The organism is Photorhabdus asymbiotica (assembly GCF_003634575.1).
Lineage (GTDB): Bacteria > Pseudomonadota > Gammaproteobacteria > Enterobacterales > Enterobacteriaceae > Photorhabdus > Photorhabdus asymbiotica.
Genome location: NZ_RBLJ01000003.1, coordinates 65,753 through 89,141, shown reverse-complemented (window position 1 = coordinate 89,141; position 23,389 = coordinate 65,753). Strand labels below are relative to the sequence as shown.

8 protein-coding genes are annotated in these 23,389 nt (G+C 43.5%); 1 reads left to right on the top strand and 7 read right to left on the bottom strand.

All coding sequences use genetic code 11. The features are described from left to right. Position 1: 1 nt before the first annotated feature. Positions 2-760 (top strand): 2,3-dihydro-2,3-dihydroxybenzoate dehydrogenase, encoded by a 759-nt coding sequence (gene dhbA, locus BDD30_RS12595; RefSeq protein WP_012777082.1) that lies wholly within the window; start codon positions 2-4, stop codon positions 758-760. Between the two features lie 392 nt (positions 761-1,152). On the opposite strand, the gene BDD30_RS12590 is transcribed toward dhbA, so the two are convergent. From BDD30_RS12590 to BDD30_RS12560, 7 genes are all read right to left on the bottom strand, one after another. Then, positions 1,153-1,995, bottom strand: coding sequence for an RHS repeat protein (locus BDD30_RS12590; RefSeq protein ID WP_012777083.1), 843 nt, complete (start codon positions 1,993-1,995; stop codon positions 1,153-1,155). Between the two features lie 125 nt (positions 1,996-2,120). Further along, positions 2,121-2,429: a phage holin family protein gene (locus BDD30_RS12585; RefSeq protein ID WP_012777084.1), complete on the bottom strand. Its 309-nt coding sequence runs from the start codon at positions 2,427-2,429 to the stop codon at positions 2,121-2,123. Positions 2,430-2,481: 52 nt separating this feature from the next. Beyond that, positions 2,482-6,888, bottom strand: coding sequence for a SpvB/TcaC N-terminal domain-containing protein (locus tag BDD30_RS12580; protein WP_012777085.1), 4,407 nt, complete (start codon positions 6,886-6,888; stop codon positions 2,482-2,484). A gap of 57 nt (positions 6,889-6,945) precedes the next feature. After that, positions 6,946-14,139: a Tc toxin subunit A-related protein gene (locus tag BDD30_RS12575; protein ID WP_012777086.1), complete on the bottom strand. Its 7,194-nt coding sequence runs from the start codon at positions 14,137-14,139 to the stop codon at positions 6,946-6,948. Positions 14,140-14,525: 386 nt separating this feature from the next. Beyond that, positions 14,526-15,854, bottom strand: coding sequence for an IS4 family transposase (locus BDD30_RS12570; protein WP_012777087.1), 1,329 nt, complete (start codon positions 15,852-15,854; stop codon positions 14,526-14,528). A gap of 121 nt (positions 15,855-15,975) precedes the next feature. Then, positions 15,976-22,506: a Tc toxin subunit A-related protein gene (locus BDD30_RS12565; protein WP_012777088.1), complete on the bottom strand. Its 6,531-nt coding sequence runs from the start codon at positions 22,504-22,506 to the stop codon at positions 15,976-15,978. Positions 22,507-23,143: 637 nt separating this feature from the next. Further along, positions 23,144-23,341 (bottom strand): hypothetical protein, encoded by a 198-nt coding sequence (locus tag BDD30_RS12560; protein WP_012777090.1) that lies wholly within the window; start codon positions 23,339-23,341, stop codon positions 23,144-23,146. Between the last annotated feature and the right edge of the window lie 48 nt (positions 23,342-23,389).

The following is a 23,389-nucleotide window of genomic DNA, read 5'->3' as shown; positions in this document are numbered from 1 at the left end:
AATGAGTATTACGCTTGATTTTAGCGATAAAATTGTCTGGATAACCGGCGCTGGTAGCGGTATTGGTTATCAGACAGCTTACCGTTTTCAGCAAGCGGGTGCGAAAGTGATTGGGTTTGATATCACTTTCCCAGAGGGGGATTTGCCCTTTACACCTTATTTGCTTGATATCAGCGATACGATTGCCGTTTCACGTTGTTGCGAACAGCTCCTTGTACAACAGCCACGACTTGATGTACTGGTCAATGGTGCAGGAATATTACGCCTTGGAGCGACTGAAGAGATAACGTTTGAAGATTGGCAACAGTGCTTGTCTGTCAACGCGGGGGGGGCATTCAATCTATTTCAGGCGACTATTCCCCAGTTTCAACGTCAAAAAGCGGGGGCTATCGTCACTATTGCGTCAAATGCGGCTCATGTTCCTCGTGTTGGAATGTCGGCCTATTGTGCTTCTAAAGCAGCATTACGTAGTCTCTGTCTGAGTGTTGGGCTGGAATTAGCACCTTATGGCGTTCGTTGTAATCTTGTTTCACCGGGATCGACAGATACGCCAATGCAGCGTGATATGTGGCAAACAGAAGCTTCTAAGCAGCAAGTTATTCAGGGATTTTCTGAATTATTCAAACTTGGCATTCCGCTTGGGAAGATAGCGACGCCAACAGAAATTGCTGATGCGATATTGTTTATGGCTTCTGATCTGGCAAGCCATATTACTTTACAAGATATTGTCATCGATGGTGGTGCAACACTTGGTGCTTAATCGCCTATCATTGTGAATAACGTGCTGTATTAGAGATTGCTAGAAATGAAATACTTTTTTCATTTCTAGCATCCGACCTCTGTGACTGCTCACCGCCCTAAAGGGCGATGCTTCTATTAAGCGATCTATCTGCGGTGTCATTGTTTGGGTAGCAGATGCTCTATGCTGGATTTTGGTTAAATTATCCAGAGAATCATGGAGATAAGTGTTCTTCGATACTAATTTTTGATTACGTCAGAAACAAGTGGCTTCTGCGTCATTATGTATACAAATGACATTACCTACTGGGTCATATTCGTAGTGTAAATTCTGCAATATTTTGCAGTCTGATGAGCGATAAGTTTTGGTACCGATAAGCCTCTGGGTTTCCGGTTCATAACCGTATTCGGTGATCACGCTGTTACGTGTCCTTCGCATAATTTTTGTCCGGCAGCGGAATAAGTCAGAGATTTGACGATAATTTGTCCATTTTGGTCTCTTTGCGTTGACCAGCTACCTTTTAATTGACCAGTTACGTTATAGGCCAGACGCTGGATATTTCCTTTCGCATCAATCTGAGTCAGTAAAGCGCCAGTGGCATCATAGGTACTTTGGGTAGTATAGACTCTGCTGGTCAATAGGTTCTGCCAAATGGTTTCATTGTCACCGGCCCAGTTTGCCTCTTGACCATCGAGTAGCAATTGTTGGGATTGTGATAAAACGGTACCTGTCAGCGAGAAGTTCTCTGGTCGGGTTACTCCGGTGGTGTTGTAGTGTCGTACACACTGACCGGCAAGGTTATGGTTTTTCTCTGGTTCAGTACCTCTGGCCCAGATGAGGAGTTCGATAATATGAGGTGTTTTTTCCGTTGGTTCTTGTTCTGTTACGGACAGCAGATGGCCGGGTAGGGAAGAAGATTCATATTGCCGGGTTTGTATGACACCACTTGCAGTCACGGTTAATACTGGGCGGCCTTCAATATCATTCAAGATGACTGTGCGACCTGCATCAATGCGCTCTGTACACAGGGTATTGCCGGTTAAATTATACTGCCAGATAACGTTAGGTTTTATCGTACTATCATTTTGCTTTTCGTCGTACAGACGCGGAGCAATGCTTTGGTTCAAGTTCCCGCGAACATCATACTGATGGTGGATAACACGATGAAAACCAATGTCACGGATAGTCAGGCCACGGTTATCATGGACGCTGACGGTGGGAGTGGATTGATAAAGTTTGGGATTCATGTCTTTCATGACTTGCCTCTTTTATTATATTGCTGCATTTAATTATTTCTGCGATCGCAGTTTCCTCAGCATAGTTGGTGTTGAGGTGTTCATATAATGGCGGTTAGATTCTTGTTAATGAAAAAAAACGGTTATTACTTTCCTCCGTGGTGAATAGAAAGTCGGCGCCAGAGCCAATTCAGCCCAGTACTTCCTGTTGTGCCGAACAGCCCGGCAATTGCAAAAGTCATATAGATGCTGCCGCCACTTTCAAAACTCAGTAATCCTCCTAGCACACCAGTGAAGCAGGAAATGATGAGTTGACAGAGTACGTTAATCCAACTCCATGTATACTGTTTATTCTGCATGTCTATGATATATCTGACTAATCCACCCCAGGCCGCAATAAAACCAACGATCAACCAGATAATAAGTTGAGTATCTGACGGTATTATGAACGACACCTTTCACCTCTATATTTGTTTCCCGCCCGTTAGCCAGGCGGGATTTATCAAGTTACATTTTCACCTCAGCTGCTGTGTCATTTTCATCCTCATTGACAGTAAACCAGGGAGTGAACAAGGTTCGTCGAAACCAGCCTTTTGCGGTGATAACCTTCACTTCTCGACCAACGGGGTCATATATATGGGTATCAGCATAAGCTTCTTGTCGGCTGCTACTATTGCTAACATAACGCCAATCATTGAGAAAATAAGGCTGATAGGTCCGTATGGGTTGTCCTTTATTGTCATATTCAGTACGTCCGGTTACCGCCCAGCGAGTATTGGTGTCCTCAATTTTCGTGACCAGCGACCCTTCTTTATTGCGTTGCCAGGCTTTGCCCGCTTCATGTCGGACCGCTACTTGCAGCGAACGGCCAAAACCGTCACTGAATGTCACTTGTTGACGAATTTGTTGAGCAGTATCGTTGTCATAACGATCCGTAGTCAGTGTGAGGCTGTGAGGGGGTAAACGGGTGCTGTTTAACAGGCTGATTAATTGAGTGGATACGCTTCGGCTTTGTAACCAGCGGCGATGAGCTAATATGCAGATACGCCCGTCTTTGGTGATGATTCGGGAATTTTGCAACATTTGTTGTTCTTGTGCTGACAATATACTTAGGGTTTTCTGACTTAATGTTGGCATCCAGCTTTCCGGCGCATAGACCTGACACTGTGCCACAGGGAGCGGTCCAGTCAGATCAATAGCTTCGTTTACATCGGTTGGTGGAAGGAACGCGGTCTTTTCCGGTGAGGTATAACCGGTCATCACACCGTTTTCTGTTCCCCAAAAGCGATGTGTTATCGGGCGGCCCAGTGCATCCAGCGTGATAAAGTGTACATTGTCGTTCTCATCGGTGAGTTGTATGGGCGTTAGAAAACGCCAGTCATATTTCGCTGATGTTGTCAGATCGGCAGCATTTCGTGTTTGTATCACAACACAATGATTGACATCCCAGGTTAATGTGATTTTTCCCGTGAACTGGGTGTTGCTCTGTTTTTGCGGGCGCCAGAACTGCGTGGCTGTACCGTAATCAGTATAACCATGACGCGCTGTCCAAACTTTGCCTTCTCCGGTACGAGGGAACAGATAATCTGCTTGTTGATACCCTGCTTGTTTCAGCGTTGTTGGCAATTTCTCAGATGTGATACTCCCATCAAACGCTGACAATGTGGATTGATTAAATACAGTTGTCTCTGTGAAAGCAATCAGTGCTTGCCGTGTTGGTATTTGCAGAGGTGTTGTATTTTGTCCATCGGTATAAAATATTTTTTGCTGACCAAGGTATTCACGCGGCTTGTCATCTGCAATGAGGCTATTTTCAGCATGCAGAATTTCCAGGTTTAAACCACCGGTAGGGAGATATTCAGCGTCATAAGTAAACGTATCACTTCGGGTACCATCCGATAATCCCAGCATCCTAACGGTATTGTTAGTTAGATGGTGCCAACTGAATTGTTGATAGGTTAGCCGTAATTTGTGTTGCTGATCATCATAACTGCTGGCAAACAGGGTCTCGGGTAATGTATCGGGATACGGGCTGATTGTAGGTTGGTTGCGACGTGGATATTGGATTGAAATCCGTTTCAGAGGCTGGCCGAATAAGTCGCTGGATAGCGTGATATCTTGGCTACACTGTGGATCGCTGGCAATACGTTCATAGTGATAGCTGCGGCTTTCTGTCACGGATGGCCAAAGTACAGGATATCGACTATCTGTATTCTGTAATCGGCGTACCTGTGGACGGAATTCGGTGACAGTATAGGGAATTTGTTCTAGTGCACTGCCATCCAGCCCATACAGTTCACTGCGTAGCGGTTGGCCTTTCAGCGCCCGGCTTAACCAGTATCGGGCGTTGTCGTCTTCTGGTGTCAGGAGAACATCTTGGTTATTTGCCCAGGTGGTGAAGCGTGGTGTAAAACCATTAAACGCCTGAGTATCGCCTTGCCAATACTCGGTTGATAATGTGTTATCTATTTCAGGGAGACCGGTAGCATACCAGTTTTTGGTCAGCGCTGGTGGTGTACGCTCAGGTGCACTGCCTTGAGCTAATTGATGGCTATCCGTTTGTTCAACATAACCAAATCCGCGAAATTCTCGTTCACGTCCATCCCAGGCACCGTGAACATAACGCATGGTTGTCACTAATTTGTTGCCGCTGATTTCGTCTTCTGTCTCCGTTTGCCAGAGAGTATGTACTGGGAAGGGCAAATAGCAAATCGGTGTTTGTCCAGAGGCGAGTGTTTTGGCTTTTTCATCCAGCCAAAATTGGGCGGAACTGCGATAACGCAGCGTGTGATTAGCCCCCATATTGTTATTCATTTCACTGAGGAGCCAGGGTTTATGCAGTGTCAGGTCACAACGCCAATGATGAGGCGCCATATGTGGTACGCTCAGTATCAGGCTGGAGACGCCCAAGCCTTGAATGTCGGTGACTTGTAACTGACAGGTATTATCAAAACGTAGACCATCTGGAAAGGTTAATGTCACAGGTGCGGCAAAACTGTTGCCACTTTTATTTAGGAAGATATCCAGACGGTTTGTATGAACATAAATCAGGTCAGCCGGACCGCTACCATCCAGGTCAGCCAGATAAACCTGAGCTGGGTTAAACTCAGCTTCAGGCTGGCTAAATCCCGGTAGGATGATTGGCTGACCAAAGCGCCCGTGTCCCAGATTTGGCCAGCAGGTAACTTTAGTTGCGCTGACTTCAACCAGATGTGCTTGGCTGGAGCCAAGTACATCACTAAAAGCCACTAATTTGCGGGCATCTGCGCCCGGTATTGGCAAGGTTACATTACCGGATTGCACTACATCCTGACCTTTGGTAAAACCGTCACGGGTATTGGCATATAAACGCACACTTTTTGGCCCGATCAGGACCAAATCAGACAGCCCGGCTCCCATTAAATCGGCAAGTTGGGCACGGGGATGAAAATATTCTACTGGCAGAGCGTTGAGTGGGGTAAAACGTGTCCAGCTGCCATCTGGAAGTTGGCTGTGGTATCCCCGTAATCCTGGCCCGGTGACTACCCAGTCAAGCTGGCCATCGCCGTTGATGTCTACCAGTGATGCATTATTTTGCAGAGAGGGAATAACCGATAAGGGTTGCATTTTTTCCCAAGTGACGGCATTGGGGTCGCTTCCAGTTTGGCGCTGTGCAGAACGGTACCACCAAGCCCCTTTATCTTGATACAACAGACCGGGTACCCCTTCGCCTTTCAGATCAATTAGTTGCCAACGCTGGATTACATTGAAATTTGCCAGCACATCCATCGGTTGCCAACGAACATTATGCTGTGGCGCAAAGTCCTGATATGCAAATTCTAATGGTGGAAGGGTGATGGCGGTACCATCTTGTTCATGCCCCACTTTGCGAACAGAGACCAGCGTGCTGGCTATTGCGCTTTCGTCATAATCCAATATCAAGCGTGAAACCAACGTCAGTTCATCGTGTTTTTTTGCCTGTCCGGCCAGTTTTTGCAGACGGTGATACATCAATATCTGGCGGCATAAGCGACGAGTACGCAATTCAAAACCGTATTCATAGCGGGAAAAACGGTCCTGTCGGCAAAGCCAGTTATCCGTTGTTGTAAATGCTGGCGGTGTTTGTAAGTCATTATTGCGTTCGCCGTAATCAAATACCAGACAGAACAGCCAATTTGCTTGTGACGAGACATGACCATCCAGACCTGGCAGCGTTTCGCTGGCTGTCAGGTTGCCGTAGTGTACGGTGTGGAGATAGCGTTGAGCCGTAGCTTGTGGATGTGCTGTAATCTCATCAGTTTCACAACCTGTTTCATTTTCGGGGCGGTACTGATAATAAATTTGCTCACCATGCGGTGACACTGAAGCTTCTAGTAGCCACTGAGCTGTTTTGGTTTCTGATGGGTGACTAATGCGTGCTTGAGGATTTTTGCCTAGCAAGTGTACCTGTCCATCTGGGCTGTATATCAGCCAAAAATCTGTTGCGTTTGTTGTTTTCGGTTGCCAGTACTCTAACCGGCTGAAATGACTTTCCAAACGGGGACGGTAGCGGGTAACGGTGAAAGTGGTACCCAAATTGATGTCTTGTAATGTGGATTCATCGCGTGGGTGATCCACGACAATCAGAACTTCGCCTTCTGGTCCGAGGAAGGTATCGGTTTCGTCATAATGGGGGACACCGAAATGAGTGCGGCGGCGAACCGACATAACGTTGCAATCCCAGCCTAGTCCAAATGGGCTATTACCGGACCCGCTGTTATAGTTCAGGGTTAATGAGGGGGCATAACCGCGCCCGGCAGAAATAGGTAACGGCAGAGAAAGTACGGTCATACCATCTGGTCCGGCGGGTGTTAATGCTTCACCCATACCTGTGATAGCGCCCCCCCCTTTGGGCAACGACAGCTCCGTAATATTGAAATCTTGTGAGTTTTGCATATAAAGACTCCTTGCAGGCCCCGTTTTGGGGCCTGTTTTAATACTTGGTTGAGATGGTTATTGGCGAATGGTGTAGCGAATATGCAGAATGATATCGCTCAGACTCTCCAGCATGGCTTTTTGTTTTCCCGTTGCATTTGGGAAGCTCAAGGTCAGAGTACCATTATCGACTGAGATTCCTTCGAACGGCAGGAACTTGCCATCATTGAAATCCAGCTGGAACTGACCGCTGTCATTCATCCCATGGGAAACCGCCAGTGATTTGCAACTTTCAGCTAATCCGGCGACCTCTCCACTATAAGATAGAATCGCTTGTACATCCTGATATGGTCCTAACAGCGCTGGCAGTGTGACACTGAGTTGTTTAATACGGCGAATGTTGCCTACTCCGCTATCTGTTGGATAATCATCGCGGATTTTTAAATCAGCTAATGAAATCAATGCTTGTAGAGAGTTAATTCTTGCATCGAATTTCAGGGTATTATTTCCACTACCGGCATAGTCTGATCTTTTATTTACCAGTTCTGTCATTTTTCCCGTCAGAGAAAATTGACCTTTATTTTTATAGAGTTCTGCCAGTGAGACTGTACGTTCAATCTCCAATACACGTTGATCCTGTTTTAGGTGTGCATCTTCCATTTGTGCCAGATTCAGCATCAAGGCTTCACCTGCGAGCAGGCCGGCATGTGTTCCTTGCCAGGCTCCGGGTTTAATGAAGCGTGCAGAAGTATCATTAGTTTCCCAACGATAGGCCATTTCGGCCATCAGGCAACGTGAGACCGCCAAATCGTAGAACTGGAAGTAAATAGCGGATAGTCGACCACGTAGCCAGTTGTACAGTGCTTGGTTGCTGAACTTACGTTGCAAGAAAGTCAGTTGTGCCTGAGTTTGTTCTTGCTGGGTTTTCAGGCTGGTTTTCTGTAATACCGCGGCTTCACGACGTATAGTCAGCGAATTGAGCTGGGCGTCAATTTGTTTTAGTTCCGCTTCAGCGTTATTACGTTGAATTTCCCATTCCTGACGGCGGCGACGGTAGGCTTCAGATTGACTGATTTTATCCGCTTCTGTGTTCATGACACTGGCGGAGAACTCCATGACATTACCGGTAGCTTGAGCAATCGCCCCCCAATGGCTGCCGCCATCAGCGAAACCGAAAATATTGGGTGCCAGATCAAGTGCTGCGCCTGCCAGATGTGACGCCTGAAGAGCAGTCGAAAGGCCAGCTACGGAGGCACGCAACGTCATTGCCTGTTTTTCTCCGGCATTGATATTTTCATCATACAGTTTGCTGTAACTGTCGAAACGTGATTGAGCTCCCGCACGGTTTTTTTCCAGCGCCGTTTTTTCAGCATCCAACTCTTCGATGGTTTTGTCCTGTATGTTTAAATTGGTCAATATCAGTTCTGCTGCTTGATTCTGCAACAGCGTATTTAATGCTTCTGCATCCTGGCGTTCGATAATATTTTGCAATGTGGAACCAAACTGGGTGAGTTGGCTTACCATACTGCGTGCGTTTTCCAGCATGTGAGGGAAACGCCATAGTGATATAAATGGTTGCGGAAGCGCCCCTCCAGCCTGTGAATTGGCGATGGTGGCACTGAGCAACGCTTTCGGATCTGCTGGTGTCGCGTAAATAGGCAGATGCAATGGTTGACCATCAATCGACAGGTTATGGCGCAGGTTGTACAACCGTTGTTCCAGTTTCTGCCAGTAGCTCAGTACGACTTCATTTATCTGCGGCAGGAAAAGGTCTGTTAATGTGTCGTTTGTAGATTGGCCTTGTCGTAAGTCTGTCATTAAACGAGAATGGCCTTTTTGTCTCTCAATATCAGCGGCATCTCTCAGATCAGGTTCGTTCCACGTTGAATTGAGTGAAAGATGAGGTTTATCACCTAATAAGTGTAGAGCTTGCATATACCACATTTTTGCTTCGTTGAGCGTGTCCCGCTCCAACTGACGATAAGCATAATCTCCATGCGCTATTAGCAAATCGAGGGTACGCATAAACGTAGCAACTTTGTAGTGCATCGGATCATGTTGAGCTACGGCGTCAGGATCAACAGAATCTAGTGGATCATCGTTCCAACTGGTGTCTTCTTGTAATGGGCGGACATTCCAGCGGTAATGCTGAATTTGACCATTAACAATATAACCAGACGGATTCCAGACATATTTTAGCCAACGGTTAGCTTCATTAAAGTTTTGTTCGTGCAGCAAACGTTGAGCAATCAGCATCGGGGTATAATAGAACAGTTCCCAGAAATAGAGACTGTTAGCGCCGCTGAAATCCATCGGTTCGCCCTTAACATCTTTCAGAACATTGACACTTTCGAAATGGGTCAAAATAGATTTAGAGTTTATTGTGACTACCCCCTTAGCATCTCTGACAAAATGAGGTCCCCCCCAAGTGCTATCTGACGGTGATTTCTGAAAGGTCATATAAACCTTGGCGTGAAAATCTTGATTGAGTGGAGCATCATCAAGAGGAATAAATAAAGTCATGCTTACATGGGTATCGTCTAGCTGACCTGAATAGATAATATGTGAGTTATTATCTACGACATGTTTGAGATAAAGCTTAAACCAGCGTTCATTACCATGGATCGATGGGTTATAAGGGGGTATTACAAACGTAGCATAGAAACCTTTACCTAATTGTGGCTCCTGAATATTCTGAGTTTCCATACTTAAAATAGTATCGATCCCAGCGGTAGCGCGGCTAATTAATTTGCGGGCAAACAGTGTGTTAAGGCGGGTACGGTAGAGCCCCCACTGCATATATTGTGCCCCGTTTGCATCATGGTAAAGGGTCAGGACATTATTATCGGCATTTACCTTACGAGTGACAGTAATACTGAAATGTTCTTCTCCCAGCTTACGATCATTTCCTCCTTCGGCAAATGGCTCAGCAAATGCGGCAAAGGTGATATCGATACTGGCTGAATTATTAATAAAATTCAGACCCGAACCATCTATTTCGAGGGAATTAAACTGATAAATCATCTCTTCGAAGCTGGGTGATGGTTGAGTGGCAACATGTGTATTTGCTGTAAAAGTTTGTACTTTGCTGCCAGCATTCACAGTTACTTTAACTTTTGTCGAAGAAATTTCCGTGTTGATATCTATTGGTCCGGAAACATCAGTAGCAATTCCCATGTGGTCAATCATAAAGATGTATTTCTTAAGATCATTCGGCTGATTCTGGGGATCGGTAATATAATCATCACCAATGGCAGCATTATCTTTGCGCAATGTTCGCTTTGCATCAGGTATCCATGCTTCGACTTTAGATGAATAATTGGTATCCCGATGGAATAGCAGTCTTCCTCTATCAAGCTTACTGGTGTTTCCACTGTACTGATAGATGGGGAAAAATAGTTGTTTCTTTGTTGAGTTATCTGGGTTGATGCTCAAATTGGTATAGATAATAAATTTATCGCCCAATTTGCCATATTTCTTCATTAAGTTACATTGATTACGTTGTTGGCCTTCATATCCGTTGTGAATAATTCTTAATTTAGGTGAGATTTTGATTTTTAAATTATCTGATTTAGATTCGAGGCTGATAGCTGAAATATTCCCACCATATACCATACCGAGGTAATGTTCTTCCCAATCGTAACCCTTATTATTGTTTATTGATGAGGGGATCTCATATTTCTCTGCATATCGATTGTTCACTCTTATGATATTGTTGGTATCGAAGTGTTGATAGCTATTATCCCGATAAGATGTAATTTGTGTAATTGGCATGGATTTTGAGGACATATCTGAGAAAATATACAATCCTTGCATTGAGACATTTTTATAATCATTCAAGTTATTTTCCTTGCCATAAAATATAACCAGCAAGGTATCTTCCCCCTGATAACCTGCACAATAGAATCCGAGTGCTTTATTGTCCAATTTTAAAGCAGATATTTTGCTATTTACATCAAAGGTGATGGGGGTATTCCAAGTTCCGTCATAGCGAATATGTGCCAGCTTCAATTCATAATGATATTCTTGGGTAGTTTTTTGGCTATTTTCTTCCTGTTTAGTTATCTTCTTTTGTTCCAGCCAGGTTATATACAGGCGGGATTGGTAAACTACCGGGCGGATAGTGTCCTTATAAGGATGAATTGGACAGTCAATTTTGTACCACTCACTCCAGGCGTTAGCGGCGAATTTGCCGTTGCTGAATTTATTGTGATCCACACTACGCCAGTAATATTGATTAACTTCTGTTTTACTGTGTCCGATAAAATAGGTTAGTCCCTGATCACTATTAATATTGTCGTGATAGGCACTGACGATTTCCAGATTAGCCACTTGTTCGAATGACGTTAAATAAGAATTAAAGGCATCTTCTACAGTATCGGTATTTAATTGACTTTGACTGACAGATTGCAGCAATGTATCCATCATTTTTGTTTGTCCGATACGCATGGTCGGATCAAGGTAATTTTCAGGGTAATAAGCGAGTTTCGATACGCTGGCCCAAGTGCTGTAGCGTTTATTATATTTATCCCAATCGGTAAAGAATTGACGACTGGTTACATTCTGGACTGTATTTTCCTCTATGTTTTTCAATGCCCGGTTAATATACAGTTGGATGCTAGCAATCGCTTCAGCAATTCGCGTAGTTTTAATCGCGGCGGAAACTTGGTTATCAATCAATAAATACTGATACAAGTCATCACGGTTTTTAATCGCGAGGTCTTTGTTGGCGACGTTGCGGATATAGTACTCGCTTAATGCCGTACTGCGGGATTCTTCCAGAAATGCATGCAGAGTATTGGCTTTTTGGGTAGTTAAACCCACGGTTAATGTCGTAGCTATGTTTGCCCATTTGCTATAAGCAGCGGAAAGATTGTTGGTGAGTAATTCCGCCAGATCTGAAACATTCTCTGGAGAGGCATGTAATTGGCGTGCTGTGTCAACCCATTGCAGAATGGCGTCGATAGATGTCCAACTGAGGAAGGGATTGATTGGCTTTATTTCGTTGGTAACTACTGAAATTAATGGGCTATGTTTTTGTTCTAGGGTACTGGCTTGTAATAGCAGAGTTTTGTCAAGGTTCATAGCGCCAGCCAGCTGTTTTGCCGTTAATGTTCCTTTTTCAAGTTCGGTCAGGACAAAAGAGGCTTTTTTACCTAGTGAATGACTCCAGTCAGCAAAGCGTGTCATCATGATCAATGATAATGCGTTAGGTGTTGATTCCGTTTCGGCTGTAGTGCCAAAGATTTGCGGTTTTGTTACAAACAGATGGAAAGCGTTTTCGCTGAGACCAGTGGAACGGTAGATTAGCGCCAGTTGTGCCAGGCATTGGCAGTACTGAATAACGGGTTCAGCCTGTTTCTGGAATTCCGATTGAGTGGTAACAGGGTTTACCCGTAACCAGCTCCATAATTTCTCAGCTGTCATTTTTCCTTTGCCGGGTTCTAGCTTATCCGCCCAGGTGAGGATGGCATGTGCCGCATGATCAGACGGTAATTGCAAAGCGGCGGTGATATAAGGTGAAATGGCTGCCAACAGATTTTTTTTGGTTTTATCCGCTTTCTTATCAAAATCTTGTAAGCCGTTATATACAGTGTCTAGTAAGTTATATATTTCTGGGATCAGGGTTTTATCATAGTCATTAGTGGTCATGATGAACAACTGATATACACTTAGCTTCTGTGCATGCAGCCATTTGGTAACGTCATAGAGTTTGTTAATTAACGAGGCCAGCTCATTAGCTGTGATCTTGAGTAAGTTGGTTTTTCCTTCATCCGTAGCAATTAGTAATAAACCTAATTCATCAATAGTTAGCTGATGGATATCTGCCAGTAATTTGGCTAGATAGAGATGAGAAAGATTCTCTATATCATGGACAATTTTGCTAGTCGTTTTACCACCATTGACGATCTTTAATAGGCGATAAAGTGAGGCATCATCGACATTAAAAGCACGTTTAAGCGCAGTTTTTTTCCAGTCGTTAGTATTGTTTGGATTTAAATCAATTTCCTTATTCTCGGCAGAAAAATCTGGTCCATGCAGTTTTGACGTATTGAATAAACGATCAAATTGGCTGGAGCTGTTATTATCATTACGTTGTGAAATGGGGACTTTACACAGTATTAGTGCAGTTTCAGCATCAATACCGTAACGATGCATGTAGTATTTTACACGAAAGACTTTCTTTAATACTTCTGCATTGATGTTTAGCTCTGGGTTGGTATTAAGGGTAATTTCTACCAATATTGTTATTGGCAGGTTTGTTGCTTTGGACAAACGAATGAATTTATTCAGTTTCAACAGCAGAAGATAATCATATTCTTCGACAGAAGGTCTTATGCTTCTTATTTTTTTTGTAGTTAATGTAATATTTAATTTAGTTAAATGACTAAATTCTTCATCAGTCAAATTATAATAATTTCTCAGATATTCCGGATCTTCTATTAGGGAAGGATCAATATTACCAAAATTATTATTATAAAGATTCTTTGCATTGGTTTCGGTAATTTCTTCTGTCAGGATATTAAACAATTCAGGTGAGACAGATGAATTAATCTCCAACAGAGAGATTTGATACATGAGTTTGGCGATGGTTGTTTTCGGTGATGTACTGGATTGTTCAAATACTGGAGCCTGTAACTGAATAATTTTACGCACGCTTTCGTAAGCATCGTGATATGGCATTGATCCACAAGAACGGAAGGTTGATAATTTTTCCATTATTTCAGCATAGCTACCTCGTCCTCCCTGATGGCTAATAATACCTTCCAGCAATATATTATTAGACAGAGAAAGTGTGGATATTTCAGTATCCATATTTTTCTGGCTTAGCGTTAGTAACTGTAGATCTGGGCGGCGTGTATCCAGGTGATAATTAGAATCTCTCGCATGTAAATCGCATGCTTGACGGTAAAGTTCAGTCAGGTAAGCGGCAGGAGAGAACATGGAAGAAATTGAGCCTGGTGCTGCATATTGACTGGCACGGTTACCAAATTTACTGTTATAACCTTGTTGGTCAGCATGGGGGTTGATCAGGGCAAGTTGTACCGCATTTTGTAACTGAGGATTAGCGCGTTTCAGAATACCAACTTCATGCAGTCGATTATCTTTTTGCGCCTGTTTTGCATCAAGATATAAGCTGAGGGTTTGTGACCATGAAAGTTTGTTCCGTACCTTTTGGCGGAGTTCATCAAAAGAGAGATGGCAGATATCGGTCAGAGAAGTAAAGCTTTCTCCTAATGCTTGTTGGTACTCAGGTTTGAGTGTATTCATATTTATTCCTTTTAAATATTACGTAAATAAAACACTTATGCGGCCTTGCTTATCGTGGGTACGATGAAAAAAGTTGTTTAAATCCATCAAAAGAGGCGGCAAAAACAACGTTTGATAGCCGACTGAATAGATTGAACGTCGTGGGTAAATAAAGAACACCATTCAACTATTTCATGACGTTATTATCTATTATTTCTTTAAATGGCCGTTATAATGCAATAACAAAATTTATAATTGCATCCAAAGTAATATAATTAATTAACAATAACGAAATGAAATAATTGCTTTTGTTACATATGGTCTATTATGAAAAAGAAGATGATTAATATTTTGTAATACTGATTTAGCAAAGAGATACAGGCCCCACTAGGAGTAATGCCAGTCAGTTAAGCAACTGACTGGCTGTTTTTCTGGGCTTTTCTGTATTTATAAGGTCTTTCCTTTACTACCCTCGGGAAGGCCCTTTTTCTCCTTACCGGGAGCTTCACTAACTGCGCCATACTCTCCAGATCTCGCATCAGTTCAGGGATTCGACCCGACGAGGCACCCTGTAACGTCATCAGCATCCTCATCACTAGCCCGCACGATTCTGAGAAGCTCAGTTGATTCGGCCAGTAACCTTTCAGGCTTCCTGCCATCTTTATCATCTGATATCTCACCAGATTGTAGGCCAGCAGCACGCCCCATAACTCCTGCTCTACCAGTTCCGGTTTTTTACTCCTCAGCGTCAGCCTGTTCAGCTGCATTGTCTGTTTGATTTCTCGATAACCCAGCTCAATTTCCCAACGATGGCTGTAAAGGTCTGCCATTTCCCCTCCCGGGTAGCGCATGCCGTCTGTCATTGAGGTCAGGACATGACAGAGTTTTCCTTTCCGGGTAAACGTCAGCAACCGGGCCGTCATGTCTTCTCCCAGTCCCGGCCATTTTTTCCGCGACTGAGCGCTGGTTTTCAGCCTGACCGGGGAGTCACCTTTACCCAGCCGCCGTATCTCCTCGTACTGAACCCCTTTTTTCAACGGTATCATCCAGTGACGATGCTCTCCCGCTTGATGCCAGGCATTCAGCAACCCCAGCGAGTAGTAACCTTTATCAAACAGGGTCAGGGTGTAGTCACCGGTCTGGTCTATCAGCTGCTCCGCCAGCGTATATTCACTTTCTTTCATCGTACCGAAGGCGGCTGCGGTTAACAGATGGCTGGTCAGCTCCATCTGGCAGACCATTTTTACCTGGGGATAAAGTCCCGGTTGTCCGCAGTAGGTTTGACGCGGGAAGGCGGCATCATTCTCCGGGGTATCCTGAGTTCGCCAGACCACCCCATCGACGGCCAGTAATGTCAGACCGCACCAGTGGGGATGAGTCACAGAGTCATGCCACATTTTTGCTGTTTGTGTAAACACACGACGGACAGCATCGCTTCCCAGGCGCTGACGAGCCTGAATAACGGCGCTGGGGGCAACGAAGGGGCGGTTGCCAGGCAGCATAATATCCAGACGGTTGACGATTTGATGAAGGGGCTCTTTGCGCTCCAGCGCCATGCCGACAATACACCAGACCATCATTTCCAGGGGGAGACGACGTTTGCGCAGGGTGACAGTGCCAGATTCGGCGAGGCAGCGGACGATAAGGTCAGGGTTGAGAAAATCTCCGAGGGAGGTTAGTGGGTTGCGGGTGGTGTCATAACAGGAAACGAGGTCAAGAGCCTGAGCAATACGCATAAAAAAATCCGGAAATAAGGAACATTTCCGGATTCTTACACAACCACTGGATCGTTCAACTGATCCTTAACTGATCGGCATTACCCCACTAGGAGCCTGTTTTAGCACTGAATTGAGCGGGTTATTGGCGAATGGTATAGCGAATATGCAAAATGATATCGCTTAATGTTTGCAATATAGTTTGCTGTTTACCTGTCGCATTCGGAAAACTCAGCGTTAATGTGCCTGTATCATTAATAGCGATCCCTTCAAATGGCAGACATTTTCCATTGTTGAAATCTAACTGGAATTGACCATTGTCATTCATGCCATGAGAAACGGCGAGAGCCTGACATCCTTTGGCTAACCTGGAGGTATCTCCGTTGTAGGACAGAATTGCCTGCACATCTTGGTATGGCCCTAACAGGGCTGGTAGGGTAACACTGAGCTGTTTAATGCGTCGGATGTTACTGACGCCGTTATCCTCTGGATAGTCATTATGTAGGGATAGACTTGCCAAAGAGATTGTGGTGCGTAGTTGGTTGTTTTTCAGCGTGACAGGATGATTGTCATCGTCAGGCGATTCGGTTGTACCTACCAGCAGGGTAGAAATACGTGTTGCCAGATTAAACGGTTGTTCTGGCAATGTTTCATATACTTGTGTCAATGAGATAGTACGTTCTACTTCCAGAGCGCGTTGATCCCACTTCAGATGTGCATCTTCCATTTGTGCCAAATTCAGCATCAAGGTTTCGCCTGCAAGCAAGCCGGCATGTGTTCCCTGCCAGGCCCCGGACTTAATAAAGCGGGTAGAAGTATCATTAGTCTCCCAGCGATAGGCCATTTCTGCCATTAAGCAACGGGCTACTGCCAAATCATAGAATTGGAGGTAAATAGCGGACAGTCGACCACGTAACCAGTTATACAGCGCTTGATTGCTGAATTTGCGTTGTAAGAAAGCCAATTGTGCCTGGGTTTGTTCCTGTTGTGTTTTTAGGCTAGTTTTTTGCAATACCGCGGCTTCACGGCGTATTGCTAGCGAACTGAGTTGAGAATTGATTTGTTTTATCTCTGCTTCGGCATTATTCCGCTGGATTTCCCATTCTTGACGGCGACGACGGTAGGCTTCGGACTGACTAATTTTATCCGCTTCTGTATTCATGACATTGGCAGAAAACTCCATGACATGACCTGTCGCTTCGGCAATCGCTCCCCAGCGGCTGCCTCCATCAGCGAAACCGAAAATGTTGGGTGCGAGATCCAGAGCGGCACCTGCCAGACGTGATGTTTGAAAGGCTGTGCTGAGGCCGGCAGCGGAGGCATGCAACGCTATCACTCGGTTTTCACCGGCGTTGACATTTTCATCGTATAACTTTTTGTAGCTATCAAAGCGTGATTGCGCTCCGTCTTTGGTTTTTTCCAGTACAGTTTTTTCAGCATCCAATTCTTCAATAGTTTTGTCCTGTATGCTCAGAGTCGTTAATATCAGCTCTTTTGCCTGATTTTGCAGGAGGCTATTTAATGCTTCTGCATCCTGACGTTCGATAATATTTTGTAATGTGGAACCGAATTGTGTTAACTGATTCACCATGCTGCGGGCGTTTTCCAACATCAGAGGGAAATGCCATAACGGTATAAATTCAGATGGCAGATTTTTAGTATCCTGTGAGTTGGTGACAGCAGCGCTGAGTAATGTTTTAGGATCTACTGGTGTAGCATATATCGGCAGATGCAATGACTGACCATCAATGGAGAGGTTATGGCGCAGATTGTACAGTCGTTGTTCTAGTGTCTGCCAGTAGTTCAACATCACTTCATTAACTTGTGGCAGAAAGAGATCTGTTGGGTTGTTGTGTAACTCAACATTACCTTGCCGCAAGGCGACTATTGCGCTGGAGTGTTCTTTTTGTTTTTCGGTTTTAGCGGCATCACCCAGACTTGGTTTACTCCACACTGAATTGAACGATAGATACGGTTTATCACCTAACAAATGCAACGCTTGCATATACCACATTTTAGCTTCATTGAGCGTCTCTCGTTTCAACTGCCGATAGGCGTAATCTCCACGAGCTATCAACAAATCAAGGGTACGCATAAAAGTAGCAACTTTGTAATGCATTGGATCATGTTGTGCTACCGCATCAGGATCGACTGATTCTAAGGGATCATCATTCCAGCTGGTGTCTTCTAGCAGTGGACGGACATTCCAGCGGTAGTGTTGAATCTGACCATGTTTAATATAACCGGATGGACTCCAGACATATTTCAGCCAACGATCAGCTTCATCGAAGTTTTGCTCGTTTAGCAAACGCTGAGCAATTAACATCGGGGTATAGTAGAACAATTCCCAAAAATAGAGACTGTTAGCACCGCTGAAATCCATGGGTTCGCTGCTAATATCATTCAGAACATCGACGCTCTGGAAATGTTCTAGATTAGAATCAAATTTTACGAATACTTGCTCTTGATGGTTTTTAATAAAGAGAGAGCCTGGGCGGTAATTATATGAATCTTCCCGGACATTCTGGAAAGTCATATTAACTCTGACGTGATAATCAGGATTGGGAAGAGCATTAGGATCGGAGATTAGCGGGATAAATAGCGTGATATTTACATTGGTATCTTCTAACTGACCTGAGTAGATAGTATATGGATTATCACCAGCAGGATATCTGACATGAAGTTTAAACCAACGCTCACCATGAATCGATGGATTATAGGGGGGGATCACAAATGTAGCATAGAAGCCTTTACCTAACTGAGGCTCCTGAATATTTTGAGTTTCCATACTTAAAATAGTGTCAATTCCGGCAGTGGCGCGGTTAACCAATTGACGGGCAAACAGGGTATTAAGGCGAATGCGATAAGCTCCCCACTGTATATACTGAGCCCCGTTTATATTATGGTAAAGCGTTAAGATATTATCGTTATTAGCCCCTGTTGATGATGCGGTTTCATACGAGTTATTGACCTTGATGACACTATTAATTCCAGCACCGGTATCAAACTGTTTACGAGTATTAGTTATGTAATCTCCGAGATTTATATCTTCAGATAACATATTTGAGGTGATATTCAGCCCGGTTATTGGTTCATTTATTGTGTATTTATTTACTGTCTCCTGTTTTTGATAGAACATTACCAGTAGTTTATTGTCTTGATCACTTGCACAATAGAACCCCGGTTTTTGTTCCAGCAGATACTGTTGTTTCTGTATCTCCTGTTGATTCAATTCTTTTTGTTTTTTCAGTATGCTTATTTCCGTCGTTGATTGTCCTCGTTGTTTCAGTTCTTCCTCCCATAGTCTCAGTTGTTCCTTCCGCTGTTTTATTAACGCCTGCAATATTTCCGACGATTCCTGTGGTTCCTCAGGAATGGGTGGACTGAGTGGATTTAGTGGTGTCATACCAGCTAACCTTGTTTTCTCTTCTATGTCTTGTTGTTCCGTCAGTTTCTCCCCTAGCTGCTTTTGATATTTGATTAATTGTTCTAATAATATCGATGTGTTCACTTGTTCTAACGGTGTTAATGTTCTAAAAACAACAGATATTTTGTCATTCACATCGAAGGTTATTGGTGCGCTCCAGGTGGCGTCATAACGGATATGTGCCAGTTTCAGTTCGTAATAATAGTCTTCGATTGTTTGATTAGTTGCTGTCTGTTTAGCGATCTTCTTTTGCTCCAGCCAGATCAAATATAAGCGAGATTGGTATATGACCGGACGAATAGTGCTGTTATAAGGATTCATCGGGCAGTCAATTTTGAGCCACTCACTCCAGGCATTAGGCGCGAATTTACCATCGCTGAATTTATTGTGATCCACACTACGCCAGTAATATTGATGAATTTCTGTTTTACTGTGTCCGATAAAATAGGTGAGCCCTCGATCACGATTAATATTGTCGTGATAGGCACTGACGACTTCCAAATTAGCGACTTGTTCAAACGATGTCAGATAAGACATAAAAGCATTTTCTACGGTATCGGTATTTAATTGACTTTGGCTGATGGATTGCAGCAGAGCATCCATCATTTTTGTTTGCCCGATACGTATTGTCGGATCAATGTAATTTTCAGGGTAATAAATGAGCTTAGCAACACTGGCCCAGGTGCTATAGCGTTTATTGTATTTATCCCAATCGGTAAAGAATGGACGGCAGGTGACGTTTGTGACGATATCTCCTTCCATATTTTTCAATGCCCGGTTGATATACAGCTGGATACTGGCGATGGCTTCCGCGATCGGCGTAGTTTTGATAGAGGAGGAAACTTGGTTATCGATTAATAAATACTGATACAGGTCATCACGGTTTTTAATTTTTGCATTTACGTTGGCGACCTTACGGATATAGTACTCGCTCAAAGCAGTACTACGGGATTCATCCAGAAAAGTGTATAAGGCATTGGCTTTTTGAGTATTCAGTCCAGCGGTTAATATCGCAGCTACATTTTCCCATTGAGCATAGGTAGGGGGAGATTCTGCGGTAAGTAGTTGTGCCAGCGTAGAAACTTCTTGGGGGTAGATGTTTAATTGACGTGCGACGCTAACCCATTGCTGGAGGGTGTCGATAGATGCCCAGTTAGATAAATTATTTTGCACTTGATGACTGGCTTGCAATAGTAGGTTTTCATCAAGATCCATAGCGCTGGCCAGTTGTTCAGCTGTCAATGTTTCCTCTTCAAATTTGACCAATATAGAAGAGGCTTTTTCTCTTAGTGAATTAACCCAATCAGCAAAACGCGTCAGCATTATCAGTGATAATGCATTGTGCGTTAACGCTGTCATGCCAAAGAGTTGTGGTTTTGTCACAAACAGACGTAAGGTGTTTTCGCTGAGGTCAGTGGAGTGATAAATCAGCGCCAGTTGCGCCAGGCATTGGCAATACTGGGCAGCGTGTTCTGGTGTGACAGAAAGTGATGGTTGTTCTGAATCATGTTGAACTTGCAACCATTCCCAGAATTTTTTTGCCGTCATTGTGCCGTCGCCAGGTTTTAGTTGATCTGCCCAAGTGAGCACATGGTGAGCGACGTTCTCAGACGGCAATTGCAGGGCAGCAGCGACATAAGGAGACAGGGCCGCCAATAGCTGGCCCGGCTTACTTTCATCATGGTTAAAGCCTTGCAAGCCATTGTAGATAGTATCAAGTAAGTTTTGGATTTCGGGGGTTATCGTTTTGTCATAGCTGGTGGTAGCCATGACAAACAGCTGATACACACTCCATTTTCGTGTACGTAGCCACTCGGTAACGGTATAAAGTTTGTCAATTAGAGCAGACAGATGGCTATCACTGATATCGGATAAATTGTTTATTCTCTCACCGATGGCAACTAGCAATAAATCCAGCTCATTAATAGTTAACTGATGAATATCTGCCAGCGATTTGGTCAAATTGAGGTGAGAAAAATTTGTTGTATCAGCTTCTCCTGAAATGGGAATTTTGCACAGTATCAGTGCAGTTGCCACATCAATACCGTAACGTTGCATGTAATATTTAACATGAAAGACCTTTCTTAATGTCTCTGTATTAATATCCGGCTCGTCACGAAATTCATTGTATGGAGGAAGGGCGGGAACTTCTATGATGTCATAAATATCTTCATCTTCAGATGCTGTAGGTTGAGATATATGGATACTACTAGAGATAATGCTTTTAAGGATGGCTGGGGAGAGTTCTGTTATTCGAGACAAACGAATAATCTTATTGATTCTCAGTAGATAGTATTGAGCGGGTTGATCACTGTCTTCATCACTCATCAGCTGATGTACTCGTGCAATTTCTTCCTGTTTAATAAATCGATGGGCTTCTTGATCAGTCAGATGATAATAACCTGCCAACTGTTCTGATTTGACCATTAGAGTGGGGGAAATATCACCAAAGCTCAGTTGATAAAGGTCTTGGACATTATCTTCTGTAACCTTGGTTGTTAGAATATTAAACAAATCAGGAGAGACAGAAGCATTAATCTTGAGCAAGGAGGTTTGATATATCAGCTTAGCAATTGGGGTTTCTGGGGATATATTAAATGGGTTTAATATTGGCTCCTGTAACTGAATAACTTGACGTATATTTTCATAGGCATCGTGATACGGCATTGAACCAGCAAGGCGGAAGGTTGATAACTCTTGCATTACCTTAGTATGATTTTCCAACCCGGGTAAAGTCTTAATCCCTGCCAGCAACACCTTATTAGACAGAGAAAGGGTAGAAACTTCATCATCCATATTTTGCTGGCTGAGTGTCAGTGATTTTAGATCCGGGCGACGTGTATCTAGATGGTAAATAGAACTTTGTACATGTAAATCCTGCGCGTGACGATAAAGTTCTGTTAAATAAGCTGCAGGAGAAAACATGGAAGATACCGCTCCTGGCATTACGTATTGATTGGCTCTACCACCAAATTTACGGTTATAACCTTGCAGATCAGCATGAGGGGTTGTGAGAGCAAGATGTATGGCATTTTGTAACTGAGGATTAGCACGTTTGAGAATACGTGCTTCATGTAATCGATTATCTTGTTGTGCATTAAGATATAAGCTTAGGATCTTTGACCAAGAGAGCTTGCCGTCCATCTTGTGGTGAAATTCGTCAAAAGAGAGGTGGCAAATATCTATCGGGGAATTAAAGCCATTATCTTTTAATACTTTTTTGAATTCGGGCGTGAGTGTCTTCATGTTTATTCCTTTTAAATATTAAATAAATAAAACACTTATGCTGCTGCCATGGGTGTCATGGATACAATGAAAAGGTTATTTATACCCTTCATCCTTCAAGTTGCTGCTTTGTTGGCTGCTTTCACTCACCCTAGTCACAGAGTTATCTATGCTCCTGGGGATGCGTTCACTTGCCGCCGCGCTGCAACTCGAAATCTATTGGGTATATATTCATCAAAAGAAGGCAGCGAATATAACGTCTGATAATGGTTTGAAATAAATTGAAATTAACTGACAAATAAAAAGAAATCATTCAACTATTAACTATTTCATAACGTTATTACATTATTGTTTATTTAAACAGCCGTTGTTATGCAATAACAAAATTTATAGTTTCATCAATAATAGTTGTTTATGATTATAATAAGTACATGAAATAATTGTTTTTATTTTAGACGAAGCTTTACGAAATAAGATGATTAATATTTTGTAATAGGCTGTGGGAATAGTTAGAAAAATCCGCCGTAAACCCTTGCACTGGGCGGGGAACAGTAACAAAAGGAACAATTCTGACTGTTTACAGGCCCCGTTTTTGGGGCTCAGATTATTGACAAAGTGCTGGTTTTTTGTCTGGAACTTTGTTTTAACTAAGTTCTGTTCACCAAACCTCAAAATTCACTCCCATCATTTTCCAATCAGCTGTATTGCTTTGAATCTTGCCAAATAAACGCTCAACAATAGACATAAATTCCATTGCTGGTCTGAGCTCATTTTGTTTCAGATAACGACGATAGAGACGATCTGTTAATAAACTAAAATCATATTCGGTATATACCCTATGGATTTCAAGATGCATCGCGACGGCCAGGGAGCGAATCCCCGGGAGTATAGAGAACTATGTGAC

What these genes read in the sequence shown, in the direction of transcription:
- dhbA (WP_012777082.1), top strand. Translation starts at nt 2, where the DNA reads ATGAGTATTACGCTTGATTTTAGCGATAAAATTGTCTGGATAACCGGC.
- BDD30_RS12590 (WP_012777083.1), bottom strand. Translation starts at nt 1,995, where the DNA reads ATGAAAGACATGAATCCCAAACTTTATCAATCCACTCCCACCGTCAGC.
- BDD30_RS12580 (WP_012777085.1), bottom strand. Translation starts at nt 6,888, where the DNA reads ATGCAAAACTCACAAGATTTCAATATTACGGAGCTGTCGTTGCCCAAA.
- BDD30_RS12575 (WP_012777086.1), bottom strand. Translation starts at nt 14,139, where the DNA reads ATGAATACACTCAAACCTGAGTACCAACAAGCATTAGGAGAAAGCTTT.
- BDD30_RS12570 (WP_012777087.1), bottom strand. Translation starts at nt 15,854, where the DNA reads ATGCGTATTGCTCAGGCTCTTGACCTCGTTTCCTGTTATGACACCACC.
- BDD30_RS12565 (WP_012777088.1), bottom strand. Translation starts at nt 22,506, where the DNA reads ATGAAGACACTCACGCCCGAATTCAAAAAAGTATTAAAAGATAATGGC.
- BDD30_RS12560 (WP_012777090.1), bottom strand. Translation starts at nt 23,341, where the DNA reads ATGCATCTTGAAATCCATAGGGTATATACCGAATATGATTTTAGTTTA.